Origin of the sequence: Lysinibacillus capsici (genome assembly GCF_003367505.1) — a bacterium.
Classification (GTDB): domain Bacteria; phylum Bacillota; class Bacilli; order Bacillales_A; family Planococcaceae; genus Lysinibacillus; species Lysinibacillus capsici.
The window spans coordinates 1-25494 of sequence record NZ_PXXX01000013.1 but is presented as its reverse complement, the minus strand read 5'-3'; the positions used below and the strand labels follow the sequence as shown (position 1 = coordinate 25494).

Genomic DNA, 25494 nt, shown 5'->3' with positions numbered 1-25494 from the left:
ATTTATCCTACCTAAAATTGGTCGCAGCTTTTGTGCATATTCTTGTTTCTCTCGGACAAACTGATGTCACGGTTTAGTCAGAGAATAACATCCGGAGGAATCGAATATGCGAACAAAAGTAGATCTTTGCGGCTTAGATACATCGACTTTGCCAATTCTAAAGCACGAGGAAATGAAGGAACTCTTTATCCGATTACAAGCTGGAGAAACAGAGATTAGAGAAGAGCTTGTGATGTGCAATTTAAGGTTAGTGCTTAGTATTGTCGGTAGATTTGCCTATAGAGGTGAACAGGCAGATGATTTATTTCAAGTAGGCTGTATTGGCCTCATGAAAGCCATTGATCATTTTGATTTAAAGCATAATGTACGATTTTCGACATATGCTGTACCAATGATTATTGGTGAAATTCGTCGCCATCTGCGTGATCATCATGCATTACGTGTATCTCGCTCTCTAAGAGATATAGCTTATAAGGCAATGCAGGCAAAAGAGCAATGGATAACCGATAATTTGCGAGAACCAACGATTGAAGAAATTGCCGAGATGATTGACATGAAAAAGGAAGACGTTTTATTTGCTTTAGATGCCATTCAAGATCCAGTTTCATTACAGGAACCCATTTATTCAGATGGCGGAGATGCTGTTTATATGATGGACCAATTACGTGATGATGATGTATCAGAAGATCAATGGGTTGCCTATGTGTCGGTAAAGGAAAGCTTGCAAAAGCTAGATGAACGTCAGCAAATGATCGTTGCCAAACGATTTTATTATGGAGAGACCCAAACTGAGATTGCCAAAGAACTTGGGATTTCTCAAGCACAAATTTCACGTCTTGAAAAAAATGCAATTGAAACAATGCAAAAAGATTACAAATAAAAAAATGCGCATCGTATAATTCGGTGCGCATTTTATCTTCATTCAATGAACAAATGATACATAAATATAAAGTAACAGCAAAGTTTGATGGTAGTAGAAATGTTTATACGAAAGTAAACAATAGAGGAGGTATGTCATTGCGTTTTTCGATGTTACAACAAAAAGAAGTCATTGAAGCAGGAAATGGACGATTTATAGGCTTTGTCATAGATGCTGAAGTATCAAAAGAAACAGGCTATGTGACAGCATTTTTGATTGCAGAGCCTCGCAAATATCTTGGTTTTTTTAAAGGTGAAGAGTCTGTGAGAAAAGTGTATATGAAGGATGTGCTTGTTGTTGGTAAGGATGTCATTTTAGTCAAAGCCCTTTCCTAAGACATAGGCACATTAAAATTGTGAGAATTGTATGCTGACATAGGTCAGGCTATTCATTGATAAATCAAGCATTGCTTGTTACAATAAAGGAAACTATTGTTGTAAAGTTGGGAAAAACAGTGACAAAAATCTTAACAAATTTAAACAAACTAAATGATTTAATAACAGCAGCAGAAAAAAAAGGGAATCGTGAGGGCGAAAAAGTCCAAATAATTGCCGTGACGAAGGAAGTTTCTGTTGAAAGAACACAAGAAGCAATTGAAGCAGGGCTCACTCATTTAGGAGAAAACAGACCAGAGGGCTTACATCGTAAAATTACTGAGATACATGCTGATGTTCATTGGCATTACATTGGGTCGCTTCAAACACGTAAAGTAAAACAAGTGATTAACAGCATTGATTATTTACACTCCTTAGATCGTTTGAGTTTGGCAGAAGAAATTGAAAAAAGAGCCGAACAACCTGTTAAATGTTTTGTACAAGTAAATATTTCTGGTGAAGAATCAAAACATGGTTTAACTATCGAAGAAGTTTTGCCTTTTGTAGAAGCATTAAAAGGTTTTACTAAGATTCAAGTTGTAGGTTTAATGACTATGGCACCAAACACCGAAAACGAAGCAATTATTCGCTCTGTTTTCAAGCAATTAAAACAATGTCAACAGCAAATAGCCGAGCAAGGATTCGCACACGCACCTTGTACCGAGTTATCAATGGGCATGTCTAATGACTTTGAAATTGCGGTAGAGGAAGGGGCTACTTTTGTTCGAGTCGGAACGGCTCTTGTTGGAAATGAAAGAGGGGAACAGGATGAGCATGAAAAATAAGATTAAAAACTTCTTTTACCTTGAAGAAGAATTAGAAGAAGAAATCACGCAAGCTCCTATTCAGCAACAACAACCCATACAACAACAGCAACCGATTCATTCAGTTAAGCCAAAAAAAATGATGAAAGAACGCAAAGCACCTATTCATGAAATCATGCCACAAAGCACAGCAACTCCTAATAACATTGTCAGTTTGCAGGCAGCTATGAGTTCTAAGGGAGCAAAAGTTGTTTTAATAGAACCGAGAGTTTATGCAGAAGCACAAGATATCGCAGAGCATTTAAAAAATAAACGTGCAACAATTGTCAATTTGCAACGTATCGAAAGAGAACAAGGTAAACGCATTATTGATTTTTTAAGTGGCACAGTCTATGCTCTTGCTGGAGATATTCAACGTATTGGTAAAGATATCTTCCTTTGTACGCCAGATAATGTAGAAGTGACTGGTGAAATTACAAACTTTATTTTAGACGATAATTAATAGCGAGGATTGTAGTTTATATGACTTTTTTTATTATACTTGGTTATGTATCATTAGCATTTAAGATTTACTCATTCATGCTAATTGCATATATCTTAATGTCTTGGGTGCCTGCCGCTCAAAATTCAGCAATTGGTCGCATGCTTGAAAAAGTTTGTGAGCCATATTTAGGTATTTTTAGGAAATTCATTCCGCCTCTTGGTATGATTGATATTTCGCCAATTGTAGCCATCTTTATGCTGAATTTTATAGAAAGAGGGCTTTATATAGTCATTCAGAAAATATATTTTATGTTCGCTTAGAAGTAAATCCTCACGTTTTGGTGGGGATTTTTTATTTATTTTAATTTTCTATGCTACTAAAGCGACTAATAAAAAATTTTAAAACAATGACGTCCAAACGTCATTAATTGGGAATACTAAGTTTCCAACTAACAAAGCAAAATGGAACTAGTGAAAGAGGAGACAACAAGATGGAACACTTAATCCAGCATTTTCGAAAAGATGAACAGCCCTTTATTGAACAGGTAATAAGCTGGCAGCGTGAGGTTGAAGATCGTTATGCGCCTAAGCTGACAGATTTTCTTGATCCAAGACAACGTTTTATTGTGACATCGATTATCGGGCAAAATGATACCCTAAAAACTGCATGCACAGGTTTATTTGAAGAGGCGGAGAGGCAGCGTATGCTTATTTTTCCTACTTACTATGAAGCAATAGAAGAAGACTTTCAGTTAGTGGCATTTACGATTCAATATCCAGTGAAATTTGTTCAATTACGACATCCTGATGTTTTAGGTGCGTTGCTTTCATTAGGTTTAAACCGTGGCAAATTTGGTGATATTCGTGTAAATGATCAGCAGGTGCAATTCGTTGTAGCTCAAGAGGTAGCAGAATATGTTCGGTTACATTTAACAGGTATTGGTAAAGTTAAGGTGCATATTGAGTCTTTAAAAGAAGCGGATTCCCTTATTGTAAATGAGGAAGAATGGTTGGAGGAATCTCATACAGTATCTTCCATGCGCTTAGATGTAATTATTGCGACTGTATTAAATGTATCACGCCAAAAAGCTCAAGCTTTAATTACTGGGAAAAAAGTTCGTGTAAATTGGACAGAAAGAGATACAGTTGCTTTTGAATTACAAGAGGGAGATATTTTATCGATACGTGGAAGTGGTAGGGTGAAAATTATTATGACTGAAGGCCGAACAAAAAAAGATAAAATCCGTCTTCAAGTCGGTCGATTGGCCCAAAAAAGCTGAAAGTGAAGTAAATTTCATTAATTTTTACTGCTAAGTTGTCGGAACAATTGTATAATAGGAATTACGAATGTACATGTAAAGGAGAGAAGGATTGTATGCCATTATCACCTATTGATATACATAATAAGGAGTTTACAAAAGCCTTCAGAGGTTATGCTGAAGATGAAGTAAATGAATTTTTAGATCAGATTATTAAAGACTATGAAATTCTGCTTCGTGAAAAAAAAGAGGTTGATAAGCAATTAGAGATGGCTTTAGAACAAGCGAGACATTTCAACACCTTAGAAGAAACTTTGCAGAAGTCTATTGTCGTTGCACAAGAAGCGGCTGATGAAGTGAGAAGAAATTCTCAAAAAGAGGCAAAGCTCATTGTAAAAGAAGCTGAAAAAAATGCTGATCGAATTGTCAATGAAGCTTTGACGAAGGCTCGTAAGGTGACGATTGAAATTGATGAGCTTAAAAAGCAATCTAAGGTATTTCGTAATCGTTTCAAGATGCTTGTAGAAGCACAGCTGGATTTACTTAATGCAGATGACTGGGATCATTTGCTGCAATATGATATCGATTTAACAGAAATTCAAGCATCTGTTGAAGAAGCACAGGATTCTGAGGATATTTAACATTTCTTTTTAATTGCTGTAATTGACAAATGAAACTTGACGCGATTGTTTGAATTTCATATACTTTGTAATAGTAATTATTTTGAACAGATATGCATAAAAGCAGAGACGAAGACAGTATTTGTTAGGCGTTGTTAAGCGATTTGGGGACAGTGAGAGCCCAAACATACAACTAGCATTGAACATCACTTCTGAGCTAAATAACTGAAAAAAGTAGGTTATTTCGTGATGCACGACGTTAAACGTGCTTTTAAGAGGTAGTGCAAATTTTTGTACTACAATTAGGGTGGTACCGCGAGTAGAAGCTTCTCGTCCCTTAGTGGGATTGAGGGCTTTTTTTTGTTTGTTTCCGAATCGTTTTAGATAATTTTGCCAATAACTGTCTTATGAGAAAAATGTCTACCTGTTTGTGTAAAATAAAGGAGGAATTTTAATGGTTGAATACAAAGATACTTTATTAATGCCAAAAACAGATTTCCCAATGCGTGGAAATTTACCGGCAAATGAGCCAAAAATGCAAGAAAAATGGAATGGCATGGATATTAACAAATTACAGATGGAGCGTACGGAAGGTCGACCAGAATTTGTTCTACATGATGGTCCTCCCTATGCAAATGGTGATATCCATATAGGCCATGCTCTAAATAAAGTATTGAAGGATATGATTACACGTCATCGCTCCATGACTGGCTACCATGTCAATTATATTCCAGGTTGGGATACACATGGTTTACCAATTGAGCAAGCATTGACTAACAAAGGTGTAAAACGTAAAGAAATGTCAGTAGCAGCATTCCGCCAACTTTGTGAAGAGTATGCTTATGAGCAAATTGACAATCAACGTGCCCAATTCCGCCGTCTAGGCATTCGAGGTGATTGGGAAAATCCATATATTACATTAAAGCCTGAGTTTGAAGCTCGTCAAATTGAAGTATTCGGTAAAATGGCGGAAAAAGGTTATATCTATAAAGGGTTAAAGCCGGTTTATTGGTCTCCTTCTTCTGAATCTGCTTTGGCGGAAGCTGAAATTGAATATAAGGACATCAAATCTCCATCCATTTATGTAAGCTTTGCAATTAAGGATGCGAAGGGTGTTGTTCCAGCAGATGCTAAATTTATCATTTGGACAACAACACCATGGACATTACCAGCAAACTTAGGGATTTCTTTGAATCCTGAATTTATCTATGTAGTAGTTGCAGTGGCTAATAAAAAATTCATCATTGCCAAAGAGTTATTAGAGTCAGTGGCAACTACGCTTGGATGGGTAGACTATGAGGTTGTTCAAGAGGTAAAAGGAGAGGCATTAGATCGTATTGTAGCACAACATCCATTCTACGATCGTGAATCGCTTATTATGGTAGGTGAACACGTAACTGCTGAAGCGGGTACAGGTTGTGTTCATACAGCCCCAGGGCATGGTGAAGACGATTATCATATTGGTAAACAGTATGGTTTAGGTATTCTTAGCCCTCTTGATAATAGTGGCTGCTATACAGATGAAGCACCTGGCTTTGAAGGCGTGTTTTATAATGATGCGAATAAACTCGTCACAGAAAAACTAAAAGAAGTAGGAGCGTTAGAAAAGCTTGATTTCTTTACGCACTCCTATCCACATGACTGGCGTACGAAAAAGCCTGTTATTTATCGTGCGACACCACAATGGTTTGCATCTGTTGAAGCATTCCGTGGGGAGTTATTAGAGGCTGTAAAAGCAACAGCATTTACACCAGCTTGGGGAGAAACTCGTCTTTATAATATGATTCGTGATCGTGGAGACTGGGTAATTTCACGTCAACGTGCGTGGGGTGTGCCGATTCCGATTTTCTATGCTGAAAATGGTGAACCTATTATTACACCTGAAACAATTAGTCATGTCTCAGCATTATTCCGTGAGAATGGATCAAATATTTGGTTCCAAAAAACAGCAAAAGAGTTATTACCAGAAGGCTTTACACATCCAGGTAGCCCGAACGGCGAATTTACAAAAGAAAATGATATTATGGATGTATGGTTTGATTCCGGTTCATCACACCAAGGTGTACTAGTAGAACGTGGTATGAAATATCCAGCTGATCTCTATTTAGAGGGTTCTGACCAACATCGTGGTTGGTTTAATTCCTCTCTTATTACATCTGTAGCTATTAACGGCTATGCACCATACAAAGGACTTTTAACACATGGTTTTGTACTTGATGGTGAAGGACGTAAAATGAGTAAATCTTTAGGGAATGTGATTATTCCGCAAAAAGTAATGGATCAGTATGGAGCAGACATACTTCGTTTATGGGTTGCTTCTGTTGATTATACAGCAGATGTGCGCATCTCTATGGATATGTTAAAGCAAGTATCTGAAGTGTATCGTAAAATTCGTAATACTTTCCGTTTCTTACACGGCAATATTGCTGATTTCGATCCTACGAAAGATCGTGTAAGTTATGCTGAGCTTCGTGAAATGGATCAATATGTGTATATGCGCTTACAGGATGTCTTAAAAACTGTGCGTGCTGCCTATGATCGCTATGATTTTGCTGCTGTCTATCATGTAGTCAATAATTTCGTTGCTGTAGAGTTATCTTCATTCTATCTTGATATTGCCAAAGACGTAGTCTATATCGAGGGTCATGACAATAAGGATCGTCGTGCGATGCAAACAGTTATTTATGATACATTGATGACATTAGTAAAAATCATGACACCAATTATCCCACATACAACAGATGAAATGTGGTCTTATCTACATGCTCAAGGTATTGTAGAAGAAGTTTCTGTTCAATTAACAGATTTCCCAGAGGTAGATGTTCAAGCGAATTTTGACAGCCTACGTACAAAATGGGAAAAAATTATTGATGTACGCGATGATATTTTAAAAGCATTAGAGGAAGCACGTAATGCGAAAACAATTGGTAAATCACTTGAAGCAAAAGTCACTGTCTACGCGAAAGAAGATGTTGTCGCATTATTGAACGATGCCAACATTGACTTTGCACAACTTTCCATCGTTTCAGCTTTTGAGGTAGCTGCTATCGAGGAGGCACCTGCTGAAGCTTTAACACTTGAGCATGTTTCCATTGTTGTTGAGAAGGCTACAGGTGAGAAATGTGAGCGTTGCTGGTCAATTTCTGAAACAGTTGGTTCAAATGAAGCACAACCTACAGTATGTGCTCGCTGTGCAGAAGTTGTAGAAAAGTATTACGTTTAATCTATAAATAACAAGAATCTGCATTTTAATGTAGAGGATGTGCAAGTCTCCTTGTTGGAGGCTTGCTTTTTTCATGGAAGTTTTGCAGATTCTTTTCCATTATTTAAATAAAATTTCTGTCGTATTGCGATAGTCTGTTGGAGATATACCTACATATTTTTTAAAAGTTAAACTATAGTAATTTGGTGTATTGAAGCCACAGGTGGAGGAGATTTTTTCTATGGTGTAGTCGTACTTGCGTAAAAAAGGTAAGGTTTTGATAATGCGTGTATAAGCAACATAGTCAACAAAATTACGACCTGTTTCTTTTTTAAATAGTCTACTAAAATGAGTTGGGCTAAAGTTAATATATTTTGCAACATCACGAATGGTCAGTTGTTCGTCGTAATGTTCTTCAATATACTGAATAGCTTTTTGCAGCTGCTCATGCTTTGTTAAATCTTCGTAATATCGGATGTGTATATTATGGATAGGTGGTTTTCTACGTGCTTTTCTAGCCTGGCTATAGGATTCCTTCACTTGCATAGCATCCTGAAATACACCTCCAACCCCCATAAAAAGATGAATAGAACAATCCCTTTTTAGGGTCTCGATAACCTCTAATAAACAGGCTTCACCCTCAGTCCAATGTTTGAAAGAGTTGTAGTCAGTAGGAATTCGCATGAGAAGTAATAAATAGCGTTCAAAATGTAAAAAGGATAATGAGGCCTTCTCAGCAAAGTGCTGACGAAAAACAGTTGTAATACTACTACTTGCATCGTGTGGGACAGCTCTCTTATTAGCCCCATCAATATAGCCTTGAATTAAAAATACAATATTAGGAATACAGCTTGTCGATAAAAATGAAGCAGATTGTATTATTTCTTGTTCATTATCAATTTCTCCACGGATCAGGCGTTTTAAAAATGCCTCCCTAAATGGAGAGGTATGTTGTTGGGATACTTGTTGTGATAGCTCAAGCATTGTAAGTGTACTCGCCTTTTTTTCCTGATAGGACGTATACAGCTTTTTTACGATTCTTAAAAATTTTGATTTTTGTAATGGTTTTATGAGAAGTGCAGGTAAAGCTAATTCAATTGCTATACCAGTCGAGTAGGTAAGGTGTTCTGTAACAAACGGGACAATAATACTATTAGGATAATTTCTTTTTAATCGATTAATCTTTACCCAATCAAATAACCGATTGACTTCATAGACAATAATGACCTCATCTTCTGGCTTTGGCACTTTACATTCCTCTAAAGCGTTTGGTAAAACCTCTTTTAACCATTCACTCATTTGCTGCTTGTCAAATGAGCTTTCCATATACCATACCACCTTTAAAATGCTACCAGCCCCCTACGAATAAAAAGATAAAAATATTTTAACTTAAAATAGCAATTTTTTGTACTAATACAGCAATATTTTATATCTATATTGAAGTTGAAATAGAATAGAATAATTGTAGTGAATAATAATTTGAAATTTCAGACAATTATTCACTTACCAGAAAAGGGGGAGTTGGCTTATGGCGGAAGTAGGCAGTCATGATTATGACTATGTAGAAGCAGGAACAATTGATTTGAAAGATCTACCACCTTTAGATGCAACAACAAACAAAATTATGAAAGATGAATTTACAACAGGTTTAGGTTTATCGATATTTTACTTTATTTTGATTTTTAGTATCCCTGTTATGAATTGGTTTGCGCCAGCATTTGCGTTTAAGAAGATCTGGGGTGGTATGACAGTCACATGGTTTGTGACAACGATTGTAATGATGGCTATGGCATTTATTATTGCATATGTTCACACAGCCATGTACGAGAAACGTCTAAAGCAATATGATATAGCAAATAAGTAGTTGGAACAAAGGGGGAAATGTTGAATGATGGAAGCTCTATTAGAACCAAAGATGTTAATGACCATTGCTTTAATGGGAACAATTGTATACATTACGTATTTAACAAAAAGAAATGCAACAGCTTCGGATTTCTTTGTAGGTGGCCGAAGCTTCGGATGGTTTACAAATGGGTCTGCCATTGGTGGGGATTACTTAAGTGCAGCAACATTTCTGGGTATCGCAGGGTTAACATTTCAACTTGGATATGATGGTGCTTATTATGCTTTTTGCTTCTCCATTGGGTTAACATTATTAGCGATTTTTGTGGCAGGTCCTTTAAGACGTTTTGGTGCATTTACCGTTGCAGATTTTTTAGGCTATCGTTTTCATAGTAGACGAGCTCGGCTTGTAGCTGTGGCAGTGGTGTTAGCTATTTCAGGCTTTTATGCAGCTCCCCAATTATTAGGTGCTGCACAGATTTTAAGTATGTTTTTCGGTACTTCTTATGAATTCGGCATTATATTTACTTGTGTTGTTATGATTTTTTATGTAGGTATTGGTGGTATGAAAGGAACAACCATCAACCAAGCATTAGAGTTGTGGATTCGTCTTGGTGCGTTTATTGTGATGTTAATTGCAGCAGTTTATGGCGGTTTACATTATGATAAAATTTTAGCAGCCATCCATTCATTTAGCGGTCCAATTACAGGCACTTCACCGTATGCCTTAGATGGCAATGATATCAATTTTGATGGTGCTGCTTGGACAGGCACGGGCTTTTATTTCCCCACGTTCTGGCAAACAATTAGTATGACGATAGGATTAGCGCTAGGAACAATTGGCCTTCCTCATATTTTATTGCGCTTTTATACAAACCCAAGTGCTAAAGCAGCCCGTAAATCTGCACTCATGGCCATTGGAATTGCAAGCGCGTTCTTCTTGTTAGCTGTTTATTTAGGTGTTGTAGGTCGATCTATTTTCATTTCTGGAACAGCTAGTGAGGAAGTCATGCGTGATTTAGTGCTGGGTGGGAATAATATGGTCATTCCTACTACAGCCCTTGCACTAGGTGGCAAATGGCTACTTGGATTAGTTATAGCAGGAGCATTTGCAGCTATTTTCTCCAATCTTTCAGGATTGTTTATTACAAGCTCAGGTGCACTAGCTCATGATTTATATGCCAATATCATGAAAAAGGATATTACACAAAAACAACGAGTTATTGCTGGGAAAGTGGCTATTGTATTATTAGGTATTTTATATGGAGCATTGGGTTTACTTGTAAAGGATGCATCCATTGGCCATTTAGTGGCGCTCGCTTTTACTGTCGCTGCAAGTACATTTACCCCAATATTCATTTTAGGTATTTGGTGGAGAGGCATGACAGAAAAAGGAGCCATTGCAGGATTATTAATAGGACTTGGCGTGTCTATGTGGATGATCTTTTTACCAGGAACGTTACCAAGCTTCTTGCAGTTTAAAATTCCAGGTATTGTGACAGTACCTGTGGGCTTCTTATCTGTTATCATCGTGTCATTAATAGATCGCAAAGTTCCTGCTGATGTTAATGACTTCATGAAGCGAGTACATTCAAAAGAATCTGAAACTGTCTAACCAATAAGTTATGGCTATTTCTATTGCTTAAACGTAATAGGGGTAGCCTTTTTATATTTCTTGAAGAGATTTAGAATCAGCCATATTTAGATATGATATTAGTTATTGTGAATGGTACTGTTATGGTAGAATAGGTAAGATGTTGAGTGAACGGAGGAATGTCTGTGTATAAATATTATGGATTAGCTGCTTTTGTCGTTTTACTGGATCAATGGACAAAATGGCTGATTGTGAAAAATATGGAATATGCTGAACGCATTGCTGTATGGGACCCATGGTTTGGTATTTTGTCTCATCGAAATAGAGGGGCAGCATGGGGGATGCTAGAGGGGCAAATGTGGTTGTTTAGTATTGTCACAGTTGCTGTTATCTGTGCGATTGTCTATTTTTATCATAAAGAAGCAAAGGGAAAGCCTGTTTTTCAAGTCGGCTTAATGCTCTTGCTTGGTGGTGCAGTAGGAAACTTTATAGACCGTCTATTTAGAGGAGAAGTGGTCGATTTTGTAGATGTTTTAATTCCAATTATTAATTATGATTTTCCTATTTTTAATGTGGCAGATGCTGCATTAACAATAGCGGTTGTCGTGCTGATGATTGGCTTAATTATGGAAGATAAAAAAGAGAAGAAACAGGTGAAACAATGACGCAAGTAACATATACAATCGAAGAACAGCAGCAAGGAGAGCGCATTGATAAAGCACTTTCTAGCTTACAATCTGAGTGGTCACGCACGCAAATTGGGAACTGGATTAGTGAGGGAGTCATTAAAGTAAACGGTGATGCTGTAAAGGCAAAATATAAGGTTAAAGCTGGTGACATCATCGCTATTGATGTACCAGAAGTGGAAGAATTGGATGTTGTCGCAGAAAATTTAGATTTAGATATTGTTTATGAGGATGCAGATGTTCTTGTTGTGAATAAACCAAAGGGTATGGTGGTACATCCAGCACCTGGCCATATGGGAGGTACACTGGTAAATGGCTTAATGTATCATTGTAAAGACTTATCAGGGATTAATGGTGTACTACGACCAGGAATTGTCCATCGTATCGACAAAGATACATCGGGCTTATTGATGGTTGCTAAAAACGATACGGCTCATGAATCATTAGTCAATCAATTAGTGAATAAAACAGTTACTCGTAAATATATTGCTCTTGTCCACGGGCATATTGCACATGATAAGGGGACAATTGATGCACCGATTGGTCGTGACCAAAAAGATCGCCAAAAACAGGCAGTTGTCGATAATGGTAAACATGCTGTCACACACTTCCAAGTTGTTGAACGTTTTGGTGACTATACGCTGGTGGAATGTCGTTTAGAAACGGGACGTACACACCAAATTCGTGTGCATATGAATTATATTGGCTTCCCACTTGTTGGAGATCCAAAATATGGTCCGAAAAAGACAATCGACTTTGGGGGACAAGTTTTACATGCAGCGACTTTAGGATTCGATCATCCTTCATCTGGAGAATACTTGGAGTTTGAAACACCACTTCCAGCTGATTATGAACAATTATTAAATGATTTACGAAATAGGCATTGACGTATACGAAAAGAAAGTCTATACTAACGACAGTGAATGAACAACATAACTAAATATTCACCTTTAATGGCAGTCCAGAGAGGCTGAGAAGGGACATGTGATAGTGTTGTGGAAATTTGTGCTGCAAATTTTTCCAACATGCTTTTTCAACACGTATACAACCCTCTCAGGCTATTCGCCTCGAGAGGTTTTTTTATGGACACATGGCCGATAATAGATTGAAGAGAGGAGGATACGAATATGGCACAAAATGAATTATTAGATGGCCCATCAATGACACGAGCATTAACACGTATTGCCCATGAAATAATTGAACGTAATAAAGGAATCGATGAATGTATTTTAGTTGGCATTAAAACACGAGGTGCCTTTCTAGCCAGACGTTTGGCGCAGCGAATTGAAAAAATTGAAGGTAAACCGATTCGTACAGGGGAACTTGATATTACACTTTACCGAGATGATTTAACAACGAAACATGAAAACGAACAAGCACATGTAGAACAAGTTGATATCGAGTATCAAGTGAAAAATCAAAAAATCATCTTAGTAGATGATGTACTTTATACAGGTCGAACAGTACGTGCAGCTCTAGATGCTGTAATGGATTTAGGAAGACCTGCACAAATTCAACTAGCTGTTCTAGTAGATAGAGGACATAGAGAGCTACCAATTAGAGCAGACTATGTGGGAAAAAACGTTCCAACTTCTGGCTCTGAGCGCATTGTTGTCAATTTACAAGAAGTAGACGGAGAAGATTGCGTCATTATTTACAAAGAAGACGAACAATAAAGTGAGGAAACAGTATGTCAAATGCAGTTTTAGATATTAAGGATAAACCGACCCCGCTCCAGCTAGTGACATTAAGTTTCCAGCATATGTTTGCGATGTTTGGTTCAACGATTTTAGTACCGCAGTTAGTAGGTCTTAGTCCAGCGATTGCCCTTTTAACAAGCGGAATTGCTACATTATTCTTCCTATTAATTACGAAATTCCAGGTACCGGCTTATTTAGGCTCATCCTTCGCCTTTATTGCACCAATCCTACTTGCTGCAGGTGGTTTAAATGAAGACGGTTCGAGTGTAAACCCAGGCAATGCCATGATCGGTGCTATGGCTGTCGGCATTACGTACGGAATTGTATCCTTAATCATTTGGAAAAGTGGTTATAAGTGGATTATGAAAATCTTGCCACCGATTGTGGTAGGTCCAGTAATTATGGTAATTGGGCTTGGACTTTCTGGTACGGCTGTGAATATGGCAATGAACGTTAATGGAGAGTATAGCTTTTTACACTTCTCAGCTGCTTTAGTTACGGTCTTTACAGCTATCATCTTTACGATTTTCTTTAAAGGAATTTTAAGCACTATGCCAATTTTGATGGGCCTAATTGTAGGTTACATTTACTCCATGATAATTGACATAGTAGACTATACACCGATTGCCAAAGCAAAATTCTTCGCTATGCCTGATTTCTTAATACCGGGTGTGCATTATGAGTTTGAAATAACAACAAAAATTCTACTTATCATGGTACCGATCGTTATTGTAACAATTTCAGAACATATTGGTCATCAACTGGTATTAGGAAAAGTAGTAGATCGGGATTATATTAAAGAGCCAGGACTACACCGTTCGCTACTAGGTGACGGACTTGGCACATTTGTGAGTGCTTTAATCGGAGGCCCTCCGAAAACAACGTATGGTGAGAATATTGGTGTACTAGCCATTACTCGAGTATACAGTATCTACGTTATTGCAGGTGCAGCAGTGGTTGCTATCTTACTATCATTCTTCGGGAAAGCAATGGCCGTAATTGCAACGATTCCAACCGCAGTACTTGGTGGGGTTTCCATCTTACTCTTCGGAATTATCGCAGCAAGTGGCTTACGTATGCTAGTAGATAATCATATTGATTTTGGTAACAGTCGTAACCTAGTAATTGCTTCAGTGATTTTAGTCATTGGTATCGGCGGTGCCAAGTTTGTTATCTCAGAATCATTGAGTGTTGAAGGAATGGCCCTAGCAGCGATTATTGGTGTGCTATTGAATGCCATTCTACCAGGTAAAAAAGAAGCTGATATACCCGTACAATACAATCAAAATAAAGATTCATAGTAGTACCTTTTAATGAATTGTCCAGAGAGGCAAAAAAAGGGAAGTTGTGGACAGGCTGAAGTAGGATGTATGTCTTGCTGTAGTTTGTCACGCCTCCTCATGCCTCGTTGATGACATCAACGGGGCTTTTACTTTATATACAGAGAACGTCATACAAAGACGTTCACGATTCACAACCTAATGGAGGTCACATGATGAAGAACTTATTATCGATGGAACATTTAACAACAGAAGAGATTAACCAAATCCTAGATCTTGCGCAAGCATTTGAAAATGGTGAAACATCATCGTTATCTCGCACACACAAAGTGGCCAACCTATTCTTTGAACCAAGTACTCGTACAAAAACAAGCTTTGAAATGGCAGAATACAAAATTGGCTGTCATGTTATCCCTTTTGATGCAGGGTTTTCGAGTGTTACAAAAGGGGAAACGATGTACGATACTGTCAAAACATTGGAAATGATTGGTTTAGATGCTGTCATCATTCGAGCGTCAGAAGATGAGTATTACAATGAGCTGCTGAATGGTATCAACGTAGCGATTATTAATGCAGGAGATGGTGCTGGGCAACACCCTTCACAATCCTTATTGGATCTTTATACCATCAAAAAAGAGTTTGGCTATTTCGAAGGGTTGAATGTCACAATTGCAGGAGATATCTCTCATAGTCGAGTAGCGAAATCAAATGCAACAGCATTACAAAATTTAGGGGCAAATGTTCATTTCCTTTGCCCAGAAGAATGGTCTGGCGGTTTTGAAGCGCACCATTCATGGGATAATCTGATCGAAATAAGTGATGTCATTATGTTACTACGTGTGCAACATGAACGTCATAAAGTAAATAAAAGCTTCTCAAAGGAAGGTTACCATCAAGAGTTTGGTTTAACAATTGAACGAGAAAAGCAAATGAAAGAATCGGCCATTATTATGCATCCAGCACCCGTCAATCGTGATGTCGAAATTGCTTCTGAGTTAGTCGAGTGTGATCGCTCTCGAATTTTTGAACAGGTGCGGAACGGTGTTTACACACGGATGGCTATTATGGAAACCATTTTAAAGGGGAGAGAATAACATGACAAAGGTACTTCAAAATGTACAAATGCTAGATGAACAAGGTGAATTGAAGACAGTCAATATTGCAATGGCAGACGGAAAGATTACGGCTATTGGTCAAGATGTGACTGTAGCAGGTGCAGAACTGATTGAAGGACATGGTTTAATCGTAGCACCAGGCTTTATCGATGTTCATACACATTTACGAGAGCCAGGATTTGAGCATAAGGAAACCATTGCAACAGGTTCGGCATCAGCAGCAAAAGGCGGCTTTACGACAATTTGCGCAATGCCTAATACAAAGCCAGTACCTGATTCGGTTGAAAACATGCAACTTATCAATGGGCTCATTAAGGACAGTGCGGTTATTCGAGTACTCCCATACGGTTCCCTAACAAAGGATATATCGGGTGAGGTTCGAACAAATATTGAAGAATTAAAAGCATATGGAGCAGTGGCATTCTCAGATGATGGTGTTGGTATCCAGCTAGCCTCAACGATGTATGAGCAAATGAAAGATGCGGCCCAGCACGATATGGTCGTTGTAGCACATTGTGAGGACAACTCATTAATCTATGATGGTGTGATGCATGAAGGAAAGCGTAATAAAGAGCTAGGCCTCCCAGGAATACCTTCCATTTGTGAATCCGTACAAATTGCACGAGATGTACTACTTGCAGAAGCAGCAGGCGCTCGTTACCATGTTTGTCACGTATCGACGAAGGAATCAGTGCGTGCTGTAAGAGATGCAAAGGCTGCAGGAATCCGTGTCACAGCAGAAGTTTGTCCACATCATTTATTACTAGAAGAGATGGATATTCCATCTGATGATGCTAATTGGAAAATGAATCCACCATTACGTGCAACGGATGATAAAGATTCTCTACATGCAGCACTACTTGATGGCACAATCGACTGCATTGCAACAGATCATGCGCCACACACAGTAGAAGAAAAATGCTGCGGTATGGTTGGCGCACCATTTGGTATTGTAGGTTTCGAAACAGCTTTCCCACTACTTTATACACAGTTTGTAGAAACAGGAAAGTGGACGTTAAAACAATTAGTTGATTGGATGACAGTGAAAGCAGCTGAGATTTTTGATCTGCCATATGGCACATTAGAAGTAGGTGCTTCAGCGGATATGATTTTAATTGATATTAAAAAAGAACAAACGATTGATGCAGAAGGCTTTGTATCAAAAGGTCGTAATACACCATTCAACGGCTGGGTGGCAAAGGGTTGGCCAGTACTAACTATTTTTGAAGGCAATATCGTATATCAGGAGGCAGAGTAATGAAAAAACGTTTACTAGTTTTAGAAGATGGCACAGTATTTACAGGTACAGCATTTGGTAGCGAGCGCGCTTCACAAGGTGAGGTTGTATTCACAACAGGGATGACGGGTTATCAGGAAACGATTTCAGATCCCTCATTCTATGGACAAATTGTCACTTTAACTTATCCTTTAGTTGGTAATTACGGCATTAACCGTGATGACTTTGAATCGATTACGCCAGCCATTCGTGGATTTGTTGTGCGTGAATTAGCTAAAAATCCTTCAAATTTCCGCTGTGATTTAACTTTAGATGATTATTTGACATCAAAGGATATCCCAGGAATTGAAGGAATTGATACACGAAAATTAACACGTATTATTCGTAGTAAAGGTTCCGTAAAAGCGATTTTGACAGCTGCTGATGAAGAAGTAAATGTGGATGAAATAGTAGCACAATTACAAGCAACGCCAGCCATTACGCACCATGTTCGTGAAGTATCACCAAAAGCGGCCTATCCATCTCCAGGGCGTGGTAAACGAGTTGTCCTAATTGATTATGGAATGAAGCATGGGATTTTACGTGAATTAAACAAACGTGATTGTGATGTGCTAGTAGTACCTTATAATACGTCAGCTGAGGAAATTTTAGCTTGGCATCCAGATGGCATCATGCTGTCAAATGGACCAGGAAATCCTGAAGATGTTCAAGAAGGCATTGAAACAGTACGTAACTTAATTGGAAAAGTGCCAATGTTCGGTATTTGTTTAGGCCATCAAATCTTTTCTTTAGCAAGTGGTGCAAAAGCCTTTAAATTACCGTTTGGACACCGTGGTGGTAACCATCCAGTAAAAGATTTACGCACAGGTCGTACAGATTTAACATCTCAGAACCATGGCTATGCCATTGATATCGAATCATTAAAAGATACAGAGTTAGAATTAACACATATCGCGTTAAATGATGGAACATGTGAAGGTGTGCGTCATAAAAAATATCCAATTTTCACAGTGCAATATCACCCAGAAGCATCACCAGGTCCAGAAGATTCAAACCACTTATTTGATGAATTCATCGAAATGATGGAAGTAGAAGCAGGGAAGGGGAAACAACATGCCTAAACGTACAGATATTGAAACTATTTTAGTAATCGGCTCAGGCCCAATTGTTATCGGACAAGCAGCAGAATTTGACTATGCAGGAACACAAGCATGTCTTTCATTAAAAGAAGAGGGCTACCGCGTTATTTTAATCAATTCAAACCCTGCTACAATCATGACAGATACAGAAATTGCAGACAAAGTCTATATTGAGCCAATTTCTCTTGATTTTGTATCGCGTATATTACGTAAAGAACGTCCAGACGCGATTTTACCAACACTTGGTGGTCAAACGGGCCTAAATATGGCGATCGAATTAGACAAATCAGGTATTCTAGATGAGCTTGGGATTGAAATTCTTGGTACTAAATTAGATGCCATCCATAAAGCAGAGGACCGTGATTTATTCCGTAATTTAATGTATGAGCTAGGAGCTCCAGTTCCTGAATCTGATATTATTCATAACTTAGATGAAGCGAAAAGATTTGTTGCGAAAATTGGCTATCCTGTCATTGTTCGACCTGCCTTTACACTTGGCGGTACAGGGGGCGGTATTTGCTACAACGATCAAGACTTAGAAGAAATTGTGACATCGGGTTTAAAATATTCACCTGTAACGCAATGTCTATTAGAGAAATCAATCGCAGGCTATAAAGAAATTGAATACGAAGTAATGCGTGATGCAGCTGACAATGCCATCGTTGTATGTAACATGGAAAACGTTGACCCAGTAGGGATTCATACAGGTGACTCAATCGTTGTTGCACCAACGCAAACATTATCTGATCGCGAAAACCAAATGCTACGTAATATTTCACTCGATATTATTCGCGCATTAAAAATTGAAGGTGGCTGTAACGTACAGCTTGCACTTGATCCATATAGCTTTAATTACTATGTGATTGAAGTAAATCCACGTGTCTCTCGATCATCTGCATTAGCATCAAAAGCAACAGGTTATCCAATTGCTAAGCTAGCCGCTAAAATTGCAGTAGGCTTAACGTTAGATGAAATTAAAAATCCTGTAACAGGCTCAACATATGCTTGTTTTGAGCCTGCACTGGACTATATCGTAGCAAAAATTCCTCGCTGGCCATTCGATAAATTCGAATCTGCTAAACGTAATCTTGGTACGCAAATGAAAGCTACTGGTGAAGTAATGGCGTTAGGTCGTACTTTTGAGGAAGCTATGCTAAAAGCGGTTCGTTCTCTTGAGACAGGTCAAGTACACTTAGAGTTAAAACATGCTGAAGAAAATTCAGATTCTTGGATTGAAAAACGTATTCGCAAGGCTGGGGATGAACGTCTATTCTTCATCGGTGAAGCTTTACGTCGAGGTGTAACAATTGAACAAATTCATGAATGGTCAGCAATCGATCTATTCTTCTTAAATAAATTTAAAAATATTGTGGATATGGAACAAACGCTTGCTGACAATAAGAATGATAAAGACGTACTACGAACAGCTAAACGTTTAGGCTTTGCAGATAAGAAAATTGCTGAGCTTTGGGAAACAACACCAGAAGAACTGTATGCTTATCGTAAAGAGCATGGTATTATGCCAGTCTATAAAATGGTGGATACATGTGCAGCAGAATTTGAATCAGAAACACCATATTTCTATGGCACTTATGAAGACGAAAATGAATCGATTAAGTCAGAAAAACCTTCTGTGGTGGTACTCGGTTCAGGTCCAATCCGCATTGGCCAAGGGGTAGAATTTGACTACGCCACAGTACACTCAGTATGGGCGATTCAAGAAGCAGGTTATGAAGCGATCATCATTAACTCAAATCCAGAAACAGTGTCAACAGATTTCTCAATTTCCGATAAATTATATTTTGAACCATTAACAATTGAGGATGTTATGCATATTATCGACTTAGAACAACCAATTGGTGTTGTTGTTCAATTCGGTGGTCAAACGGCTATTAACCTTGCTGATAAATTAGCTGCTAATGGTGTGAAAATCTTAGGTACGTCTCTTGAGGATATTGACCGTGCAGAAAACCGCGATAAATTTGAGCAGGCGCTACGTGAATTAGATATTCCACAACCTCAAGGAGAAACAGCGGTTTCTACAGAGGAAGCTCTTGCCATTGGTGAGCGTCTAGGCTTCCCAGTGCTTGTCCGCCCTTCTTATGTACTTGGTGGACGTGCAATGGAAATTGTTTATAACCAAGAAGAATTACAGCACTATATGGAAAACGCGGTAGAGGCATCTCCAGATCATCCAGTATTAGTAGACCGTTACTTAACAGGACAGGAAATTGAAGTAGATGCTATCTGTGACGGTGAGAATGTGTTAATACCAGGAATTATGGAGCATATCGAGCGTGCAGGAGTTCACTCTGGTGACTCAATCTCTGTTTATCCACCGCAAAAATTAACACAGGCACAAAAAGATACATTAGTTGACTATACAACTCGTCTTGCGAAGGGGCTAGGCATCATCGGCTTAATGAACATCCAATATGTCATTTCACAAAACGAAGTATTTGTTATCGAGGTGAACCCACGTTCATCACGTACAGTACCGTTCCTAAGTAAGATTACAAATATCCCAATGGCTAATATTGCAACAAAAGCAATCCTTGGCAAATCCATTGTAGAGCAAGGCTATCCGACAGGCCTAGCAGCTGAGCAAAGAGGCGTATTTGTAAAAGTACCAGTGTTCTCATTCGCTAAATTACGACGTGTAGACATTACATTAGGACCTGAAATGAAATCTACTGGTGAAGTAATGGGGAAAGATGCAACATTAGAAAAAGCTCTTTATAAAGGCTTAGTTGCAGCAGGTATGGAAATACGAACAGAAGGTACAGTATTATTCACTGTGTCTGATAAAGATAAAGAAGAAGCGATTGCATTAGCAAAACGCTTCTCAACAGTAGGCTATCGCATTGTAGCAACTGAAGGTACAGCAAAAGCATTTGAAGCAGCAGGCGTACGAACTGATGTAGTAGGCAAGATTGGGGCGAAAGGACAAACATTGATTGACCTTATCCAAAATGGGGAAGCTCAGCTTGTTGTCAACACATTAACAAAAGGCAAGCAACCAGCTCGTGACGGCTTCCGAATTCGTCGTGAGTCTGTAGAAAATGGTGTTCCTTGTCTAACATCTTTAGATACAGCAGAAGCAATGGTACGTGTTATCGAATCTATGACATTTACAGCAGAACAAATGCCAAAAGCGGAGGTAGTACACTAATATGATACGTCAAGAGAAAATGACGGTCGTCTCTCAAAAGCAAATTGCGACAAACATTTTCGAACTGACACTTCATGGTGAACTGGTTCAGGAGATGACTCCTGGCCAGTTTGTCCATGTAAAGGTGTCGGATTCACTGGAGCCGCTTTTACGTCGACCAATTAGTATTGCAAATATTGATAAAGACAACAATGAGTTTACAATGATCTATCGTGCTGAGGGGCGTGGTACGAAAGTTCTGGCAACAAATCGAGAAGGTCAGCTGGTCAACGTACTTGGACCAATTGGGAATGGTTTCCCAGTAGAAGCGGTGCAAGAGGGAGGTACTGCACTACTAGTTGGTGGTGGCATTGGTGTCCCTCCATTACATGAGCTAGCCAAGCAATTGAATGCTCGTGGTGTGAAAACAATCCACGTCTTAGGCTTCCAAACAAAAGATGTCTGCTTTTATGAGGATGAATTTAGTGCACTTGGTGAAACGCATTATGTTACGGTGGATGGCTCGAAAGGTACAAAAGGCTTTGTAACAACGGTTTTAGAGTCGCATGCTCCTGAATTTGATGTTTTTTATTCCTGTGGACCCTTACCAATGTTAAGAGCATTAGAAGGCTTTTATCCTGAAAAAGAAGGCTATTTATCATTTGAAGAACGTATGGGCTGTGGTATTGGAGCTTGCTTTGCATGTGTATGCAAAACAACTGATCAGGTTGAAAAAGACTATGTTAAAGTTTGCTCTGATGGTCCAGTTTTCCCGAAAGGAACGGTGGCACTATGAGTCGTTTAACAATTCAAATACCAGGCTTAGATTTAAAAAACCCTATTATGCCAGCCTCAGGTTGCTTTGGCTTTGGTCGTGAATATGCACAGCTTTATGATTTATCTAAACTAGGGGCTATCATGATTAAGGCAACAACGGTCGAAACGCGTGCAGGTAACCCTACGCCACGTGTTGCCGAAACAGCAGCGGGGATGTTAAATGCCATTGGTCTACAAAATCCAGGCATTGAAAAAGTGATGAATGAGGAATTAAAATTTTTAGAGGATTATAATGTGCCCATCATCGCCAATGTTGCTGGAACAGAGACATCAGACTATGTAGAAGTAGCACGCCGTATTTCAACAGCCTCAAATGTTAAAGCGTTGGAGCTGAATATTTCGTGCCCTAATGTGAAATGTGGTGGTATTCAATTTGGAACAGATCCTGCTACTGCACGTGAGCTGGTCAAGGCTGTCAAGGCTGTGTCAGAAGTGCCAGTCTATGTGAAGTTATCACCAAACGTGACGAACATCGTTGATATTGCCCTAGCTGTTGAAGCAGGTGGAGCAGATGGTATTACCATGATTAATACATTGGTTGGTATGCGTTTAGATGAGCGTACAGGTAAGCCAGTCATAGCTAATGGCACAGGTGGACTATCTGGTCCTGCTGTAAAACCTGTAGCAATACGAATGGTTTATGAGGTGTACAAGGCTGTCAATATTCCGATAATTGGTATGGGCGGTGTAACGGAAGCACAGGATGTCATTGATTTTATGTCCGCAGGTGCTTCAGCTGTAGCAGTAGGAACAGCTAACTTTGTTGACCATTTAGTTTGCCCGAACATTATTGAAGAATTACCAGCAAAGCTGGATGCATTAGGTGTAGAACATATAACAGAGATTATTGGAAGGAGCCATCGTTGATGAATACGAAACCTATACTAGCTCTAGATTTTCCAGGAGAAAAAGAAGTATTCGATTTTCTTAAAAAATTCGATGAGCCTCTTTTCGTGAAAATTGGAATGGAATTATATATGCAAGAAGGACCTGATATCGTACGCAAAGTAAAGGATTTAGGTCATGATATTTTCCTTGATTTAAAATTACATGATATCCCAAATACAGTAGGCTCTGCGATGAAGGGGCTAGCAAAATTAGGGGTAGATTTAGTCAATGTCCATGCTGCAGGCGGACGTGCTATGATGGAAGCAGCTCTAGAAGGACTTGAAGCAGGAACACCAACAGGCAAAGAACGTCCTGCACTAATAGCTGTTACTCAATTAACATCTACAACAGAAGAACAAATGCAAGCAGAACAAAAGATTGCTCTTTCATTGCAAGAGTCTGTTCTATACTACGCAGGGCTGACAAAGGAAGCAGGCTTACAAGGTGTTGTTTGCTCTGTCCATGAGGCTAAGGCGATTGCTGAGGTGTGTGGAGATGAATTTCTACGTGTCACACCTGGGATTCGTTTAGCTGGAGGTGCTGCACACGATCAAAAACGTATAGCAACACCTGATGGGGCAAAGCGTGATGGTTCATCACTCATCGTTGTTGGCCGTGCTGTAACAGGTGCACAGGATCCAGTAGCAGCATATAAAATCGTAAGTGAATTATGGGAGGCATAAATTATGACATTACAAAATGAAATTGCACACGCTATGTTAAAAGTTGGAGCAGTAGAATTAAATCCTACAGAGCTATTTACATGGGCATCTGGTATTAAATCACCTATTTACTGTGATACACGTTTAACAATTTCCGATCCAGTTATTCGTAAACAATTAGCAAATGGTTTAGCCTCTGTCATCAAAGAAAATTTCGGAGCGACAGAAATTGTAGCAGGAACAGCTACAGCAGGTATCCCACATGCGGCATGGGTAAGTGATATTTTAGAATTACCAATGGTTTATGTACGCTCTAAAGCGAAGGAGCATGGCCGTGGTAATCAAATTGAAGGAAAATACGTAGCAGGACAAAAAGTAGTGGTTGTGGAGGATATCGTTTCTACAGGTGGTTCTTCCATTACAGCAGTAGAAGCATTGCGTGCAGCAGGCTGTGAGGTGCTTGGAGTTGTTTGTGTTTACACATATAATCTTCCACGCGCTGAACAAGCATTTGATGAGGCTGGCATCCAATACGTATCATTAACAAATTTTGATTATCTGATTGAAGCAGCAAATGAATCCGGCGCTATTAAAGAAGAAGATATTCCATTCTTAAAAGAGTGGCATGGAAAATTAAAAGCTGGAGAGCTGTAATTGCAAACTGTTCCATAGGTCATAGTTGATGATCTATGGGACAGTTTTTTCTTCCTATTAAATAGGAAACAAATAAGTTAAAATTGGATACTAAAGCCATTAAAGTGGTGAATTCCTGTACCAAATCGTACAAGGTTATTTTTACGTAGCATTTTAACTGCCGTTTTCACTTCTAATAAGATAGAAGGATCAACTCCTAGTGTATGATGTGAGCCGAAAATTTTTGTTAGAGAAGATAAGTTAGCGATTCTTTCTAAAGACTGAACTAAGTCCTCTGGGCTAGTTGTCGGGAAAAAGGCATAGATAGGCGCTTGATCATATAGTAAATCTCCCGTGAATAAATAACCATATTTATAATCCAAAATCGCAATATGTCCTGGAGAATGCCCTGGGGTATGTAGTACAGTAAGCTTTCGGTTTCCTATATCCATAACATCTCCATCTTCTAGAACACCAGAAGGCTGCCCTTGAAAAGGTTGGTAGGTCGATGGATCGAACGCTATTGGTGTAGGTAACGTGATGTTACGGCCAACATCTCTTCTAATCTGGTCGATAGATAGTTTGGGTATTCCATTAATTAGCCAATCTACTTCATCTTTATGAACATAAATATCATCAAACTGCCCATGATTACCAATATGATCCCAATGAACATGAGTTGTAATAACTGTAATAGGCAAAGAAGTTAATTGTAGGATAATTCTATTAATATTATCAATTCCCAAACCTGTATCAATCAGAATCGCACGCTTGTCTCCTAACAATAAAAAGGAATGCACTTTTTCCCAATGTCCATACTCACTTATAGCGAATGTTTCATTGTTTATCTCTTCTACTGTAAACCAAACATCATTAATTTTTACCATAACTGACACACCCCTTTTCTATATCCGTAAACTGATACAATATTTGATAATACTATGTTATTGAAAATTTTAACATAAAAACATGTAATTGCCTCATATAATATTCTAAATAGTATTTCTATATTTGAAATTAAAGAAAAAAGTAAACAACTTGAGATATTAAGAAGTATGTAAGGTAGCAATAAATTATAATTGTTAAATTATTTTTTTAAAGTAATTTGA

General features: G+C 38.6%; 24 protein-coding genes and 1 other annotated feature. Of the genes, 22 read left to right on the top strand and 2 right to left on the bottom strand.

What is annotated here, in order from left to right; genetic code table 11:
* Positions 1-106: 106 nt before the first annotated feature.
* The 8 genes from sigG to ileS all read left to right on the top strand — a co-directional run bounded on the left by sigG (position 107) and on the right by ileS (position 7642).
* Entirely contained in the window at positions 107-880 is a 774-nt protein-coding gene (gene sigG / locus C7B89_RS11730) for an RNA polymerase sporulation sigma factor SigG (RefSeq protein WP_004227313.1), read from the top strand.
* 131 nt (positions 881-1011) lie between these two features.
* Complete coding sequence (locus tag C7B89_RS11725; protein ID WP_225340754.1) at positions 1012-1254, top strand: PRC-barrel domain-containing protein; 243 nt, start codon at positions 1012-1014, stop codon at positions 1252-1254.
* A 119-nt stretch (positions 1255-1373) separates the two neighbouring features.
* Positions 1374-2078 (top strand): YggS family pyridoxal phosphate-dependent enzyme, encoded by a 705-nt coding sequence (locus C7B89_RS11720; protein ID WP_054549893.1) that lies wholly within the window; start codon positions 1374-1376, stop codon positions 2076-2078.
* Positions 2062-2559: a cell division protein SepF gene (locus C7B89_RS11715; RefSeq protein ID WP_004227319.1), complete on the top strand. Its 498-nt coding sequence runs from the start codon at positions 2062-2064 to the stop codon at positions 2557-2559. Before C7B89_RS11720 ends, C7B89_RS11715 begins: the two co-directional genes overlap by 17 nt.
* 20 nt (positions 2560-2579) lie before the next feature.
* Positions 2580-2861 (top strand): YggT family protein, encoded by a 282-nt coding sequence (locus C7B89_RS11710; RefSeq protein ID WP_004227322.1) that lies wholly within the window; start codon positions 2580-2582, stop codon positions 2859-2861.
* Between the two features lie 170 nt (positions 2862-3031).
* Positions 3032-3820: a YlmH family RNA-binding protein gene (locus C7B89_RS11705; RefSeq protein WP_004227327.1), complete on the top strand. Its 789-nt coding sequence runs from the start codon at positions 3032-3034 to the stop codon at positions 3818-3820.
* A 95-nt stretch (positions 3821-3915) separates the two neighbouring features.
* Positions 3916-4440 carry a DivIVA domain-containing protein gene (locus tag C7B89_RS11700; protein WP_004227329.1) on the top strand — a complete coding sequence of 175 codons (525 nt, stop codon included), beginning with the start codon at positions 3916-3918 and terminating at the stop codon, positions 4438-4440.
* A 96-nt stretch (positions 4441-4536) separates the two neighbouring features.
* Positions 4537-4760, top strand: a binding site (T-box leader).
* Between the two features lie 113 nt (positions 4761-4873).
* Positions 4874-7642: an isoleucine--tRNA ligase gene (gene ileS / locus C7B89_RS11695; protein ID WP_103117547.1), complete on the top strand. Its 2769-nt coding sequence runs from the start codon at positions 4874-4876 to the stop codon at positions 7640-7642.
* A 99-nt stretch (positions 7643-7741) separates the two neighbouring features.
* Here the strand turns inward: ileS and C7B89_RS11690 are convergent, their stop codons facing one another.
* The gene (locus C7B89_RS11690; RefSeq protein ID WP_115673788.1) at positions 7742-8947 is read right to left on the bottom strand and encodes a helix-turn-helix transcriptional regulator; all 1206 of its coding nucleotides are present in this window, start codon (positions 8945-8947) and stop codon (positions 7742-7744) included.
* A gap of 202 nt (positions 8948-9149) precedes the next feature.
* Here C7B89_RS11690 and C7B89_RS11685 point away from each other — a divergent pair, with 202 nt between their 5' ends.
* The 14 genes from C7B89_RS11685 (at position 9150) to pyrE (ending at position 24406) form a co-directional block, all read left to right on the top strand.
* Positions 9150-9485, top strand: a complete 336-nt coding sequence (locus C7B89_RS11685) for a DUF485 domain-containing protein (protein ID WP_115673787.1) — start codon at positions 9150-9152, stop codon at positions 9483-9485.
* A 24-nt stretch (positions 9486-9509) separates the two neighbouring features.
* Complete coding sequence (locus C7B89_RS11680) at positions 9510-11078, top strand: sodium/solute symporter (protein WP_004227344.1); 1569 nt, start codon at positions 9510-9512, stop codon at positions 11076-11078.
* A 164-nt stretch (positions 11079-11242) separates the two neighbouring features.
* Positions 11243-11722 (top strand): signal peptidase II, encoded by a 480-nt coding sequence (gene lspA, locus C7B89_RS11675; protein ID WP_004227346.1) that lies wholly within the window; start codon positions 11243-11245, stop codon positions 11720-11722.
* Entirely contained in the window at positions 11719-12630 is a 912-nt protein-coding gene (locus C7B89_RS11670; protein ID WP_054549866.1) for an RluA family pseudouridine synthase, read from the top strand. The genes lspA and C7B89_RS11670 overlap by 4 nt, the downstream gene beginning before the upstream one ends.
* Positions 12631-12870: 240 nt before the next feature.
* Positions 12871-13419: a bifunctional pyr operon transcriptional regulator/uracil phosphoribosyltransferase PyrR gene (pyrR, locus tag C7B89_RS11665; protein WP_004227349.1), complete on the top strand. Its 549-nt coding sequence runs from the start codon at positions 12871-12873 to the stop codon at positions 13417-13419.
* 14 nt (positions 13420-13433) lie between these two features.
* The gene (locus C7B89_RS11660) at positions 13434-14744 is read left to right on the top strand and encodes a uracil-xanthine permease family protein (RefSeq protein ID WP_054549867.1); all 1311 of its coding nucleotides are present in this window, start codon (positions 13434-13436) and stop codon (positions 14742-14744) included.
* Between the two features lie 194 nt (positions 14745-14938).
* On the top strand, positions 14939-15817 hold the full coding sequence (locus C7B89_RS11655; RefSeq protein ID WP_048394636.1) for an aspartate carbamoyltransferase catalytic subunit: 879 nt from the start codon (positions 14939-14941) through the stop codon (positions 15815-15817).
* Position 15818: 1 nt separating this feature from the next.
* Positions 15819-17096: a dihydroorotase gene (locus C7B89_RS11650; protein ID WP_115673786.1), complete on the top strand. Its 1278-nt coding sequence runs from the start codon at positions 15819-15821 to the stop codon at positions 17094-17096.
* A complete protein-coding gene (gene carA / locus C7B89_RS11645) occupies positions 17096-18196 on the top strand; it encodes a glutamine-hydrolyzing carbamoyl-phosphate synthase small subunit (protein WP_115673785.1) in 1101 nt (366 codons plus the stop codon). Before C7B89_RS11650 ends, carA begins: the two co-directional genes overlap by 1 nt.
* Positions 18189-21386, top strand: coding sequence for a carbamoyl-phosphate synthase large subunit (gene carB / locus C7B89_RS11640; protein ID WP_115673784.1), 3198 nt, complete (start codon positions 18189-18191; stop codon positions 21384-21386). The genes carA and carB overlap by 8 nt, the downstream gene beginning before the upstream one ends.
* A 1-nt stretch (position 21387) precedes the next feature.
* Positions 21388-22161 carry a dihydroorotate dehydrogenase electron transfer subunit gene (locus C7B89_RS11635; RefSeq protein WP_004227355.1) on the top strand — a complete coding sequence of 258 codons (774 nt, stop codon included), beginning with the start codon at positions 21388-21390 and terminating at the stop codon, positions 22159-22161.
* A complete protein-coding gene (locus tag C7B89_RS11630; RefSeq protein ID WP_115673783.1) occupies positions 22158-23069 on the top strand; it encodes a dihydroorotate dehydrogenase in 912 nt (303 codons plus the stop codon). The genes C7B89_RS11635 and C7B89_RS11630 overlap by 4 nt, the downstream gene beginning before the upstream one ends.
* Positions 23069-23773 carry an orotidine-5'-phosphate decarboxylase gene (gene pyrF, locus C7B89_RS11625; protein WP_115673782.1) on the top strand — a complete coding sequence of 235 codons (705 nt, stop codon included), beginning with the start codon at positions 23069-23071 and terminating at the stop codon, positions 23771-23773. The genes C7B89_RS11630 and pyrF overlap by 1 nt, the downstream gene beginning before the upstream one ends.
* A 3-nt stretch (positions 23774-23776) precedes the next feature.
* The gene (gene pyrE, locus C7B89_RS11620; RefSeq protein WP_048394623.1) at positions 23777-24406 is read left to right on the top strand and encodes an orotate phosphoribosyltransferase; all 630 of its coding nucleotides are present in this window, start codon (positions 23777-23779) and stop codon (positions 24404-24406) included.
* Positions 24407-24483: 77 nt separating this feature from the next.
* Here the strand turns inward: pyrE and C7B89_RS11615 are convergent, their stop codons facing one another.
* On the bottom strand, positions 24484-25272 hold the full coding sequence (locus C7B89_RS11615; protein ID WP_115673781.1) for an MBL fold metallo-hydrolase: 789 nt from the start codon (positions 25270-25272) through the stop codon (positions 24484-24486).
* Positions 25273-25494 lie beyond the last annotated feature (222 nt).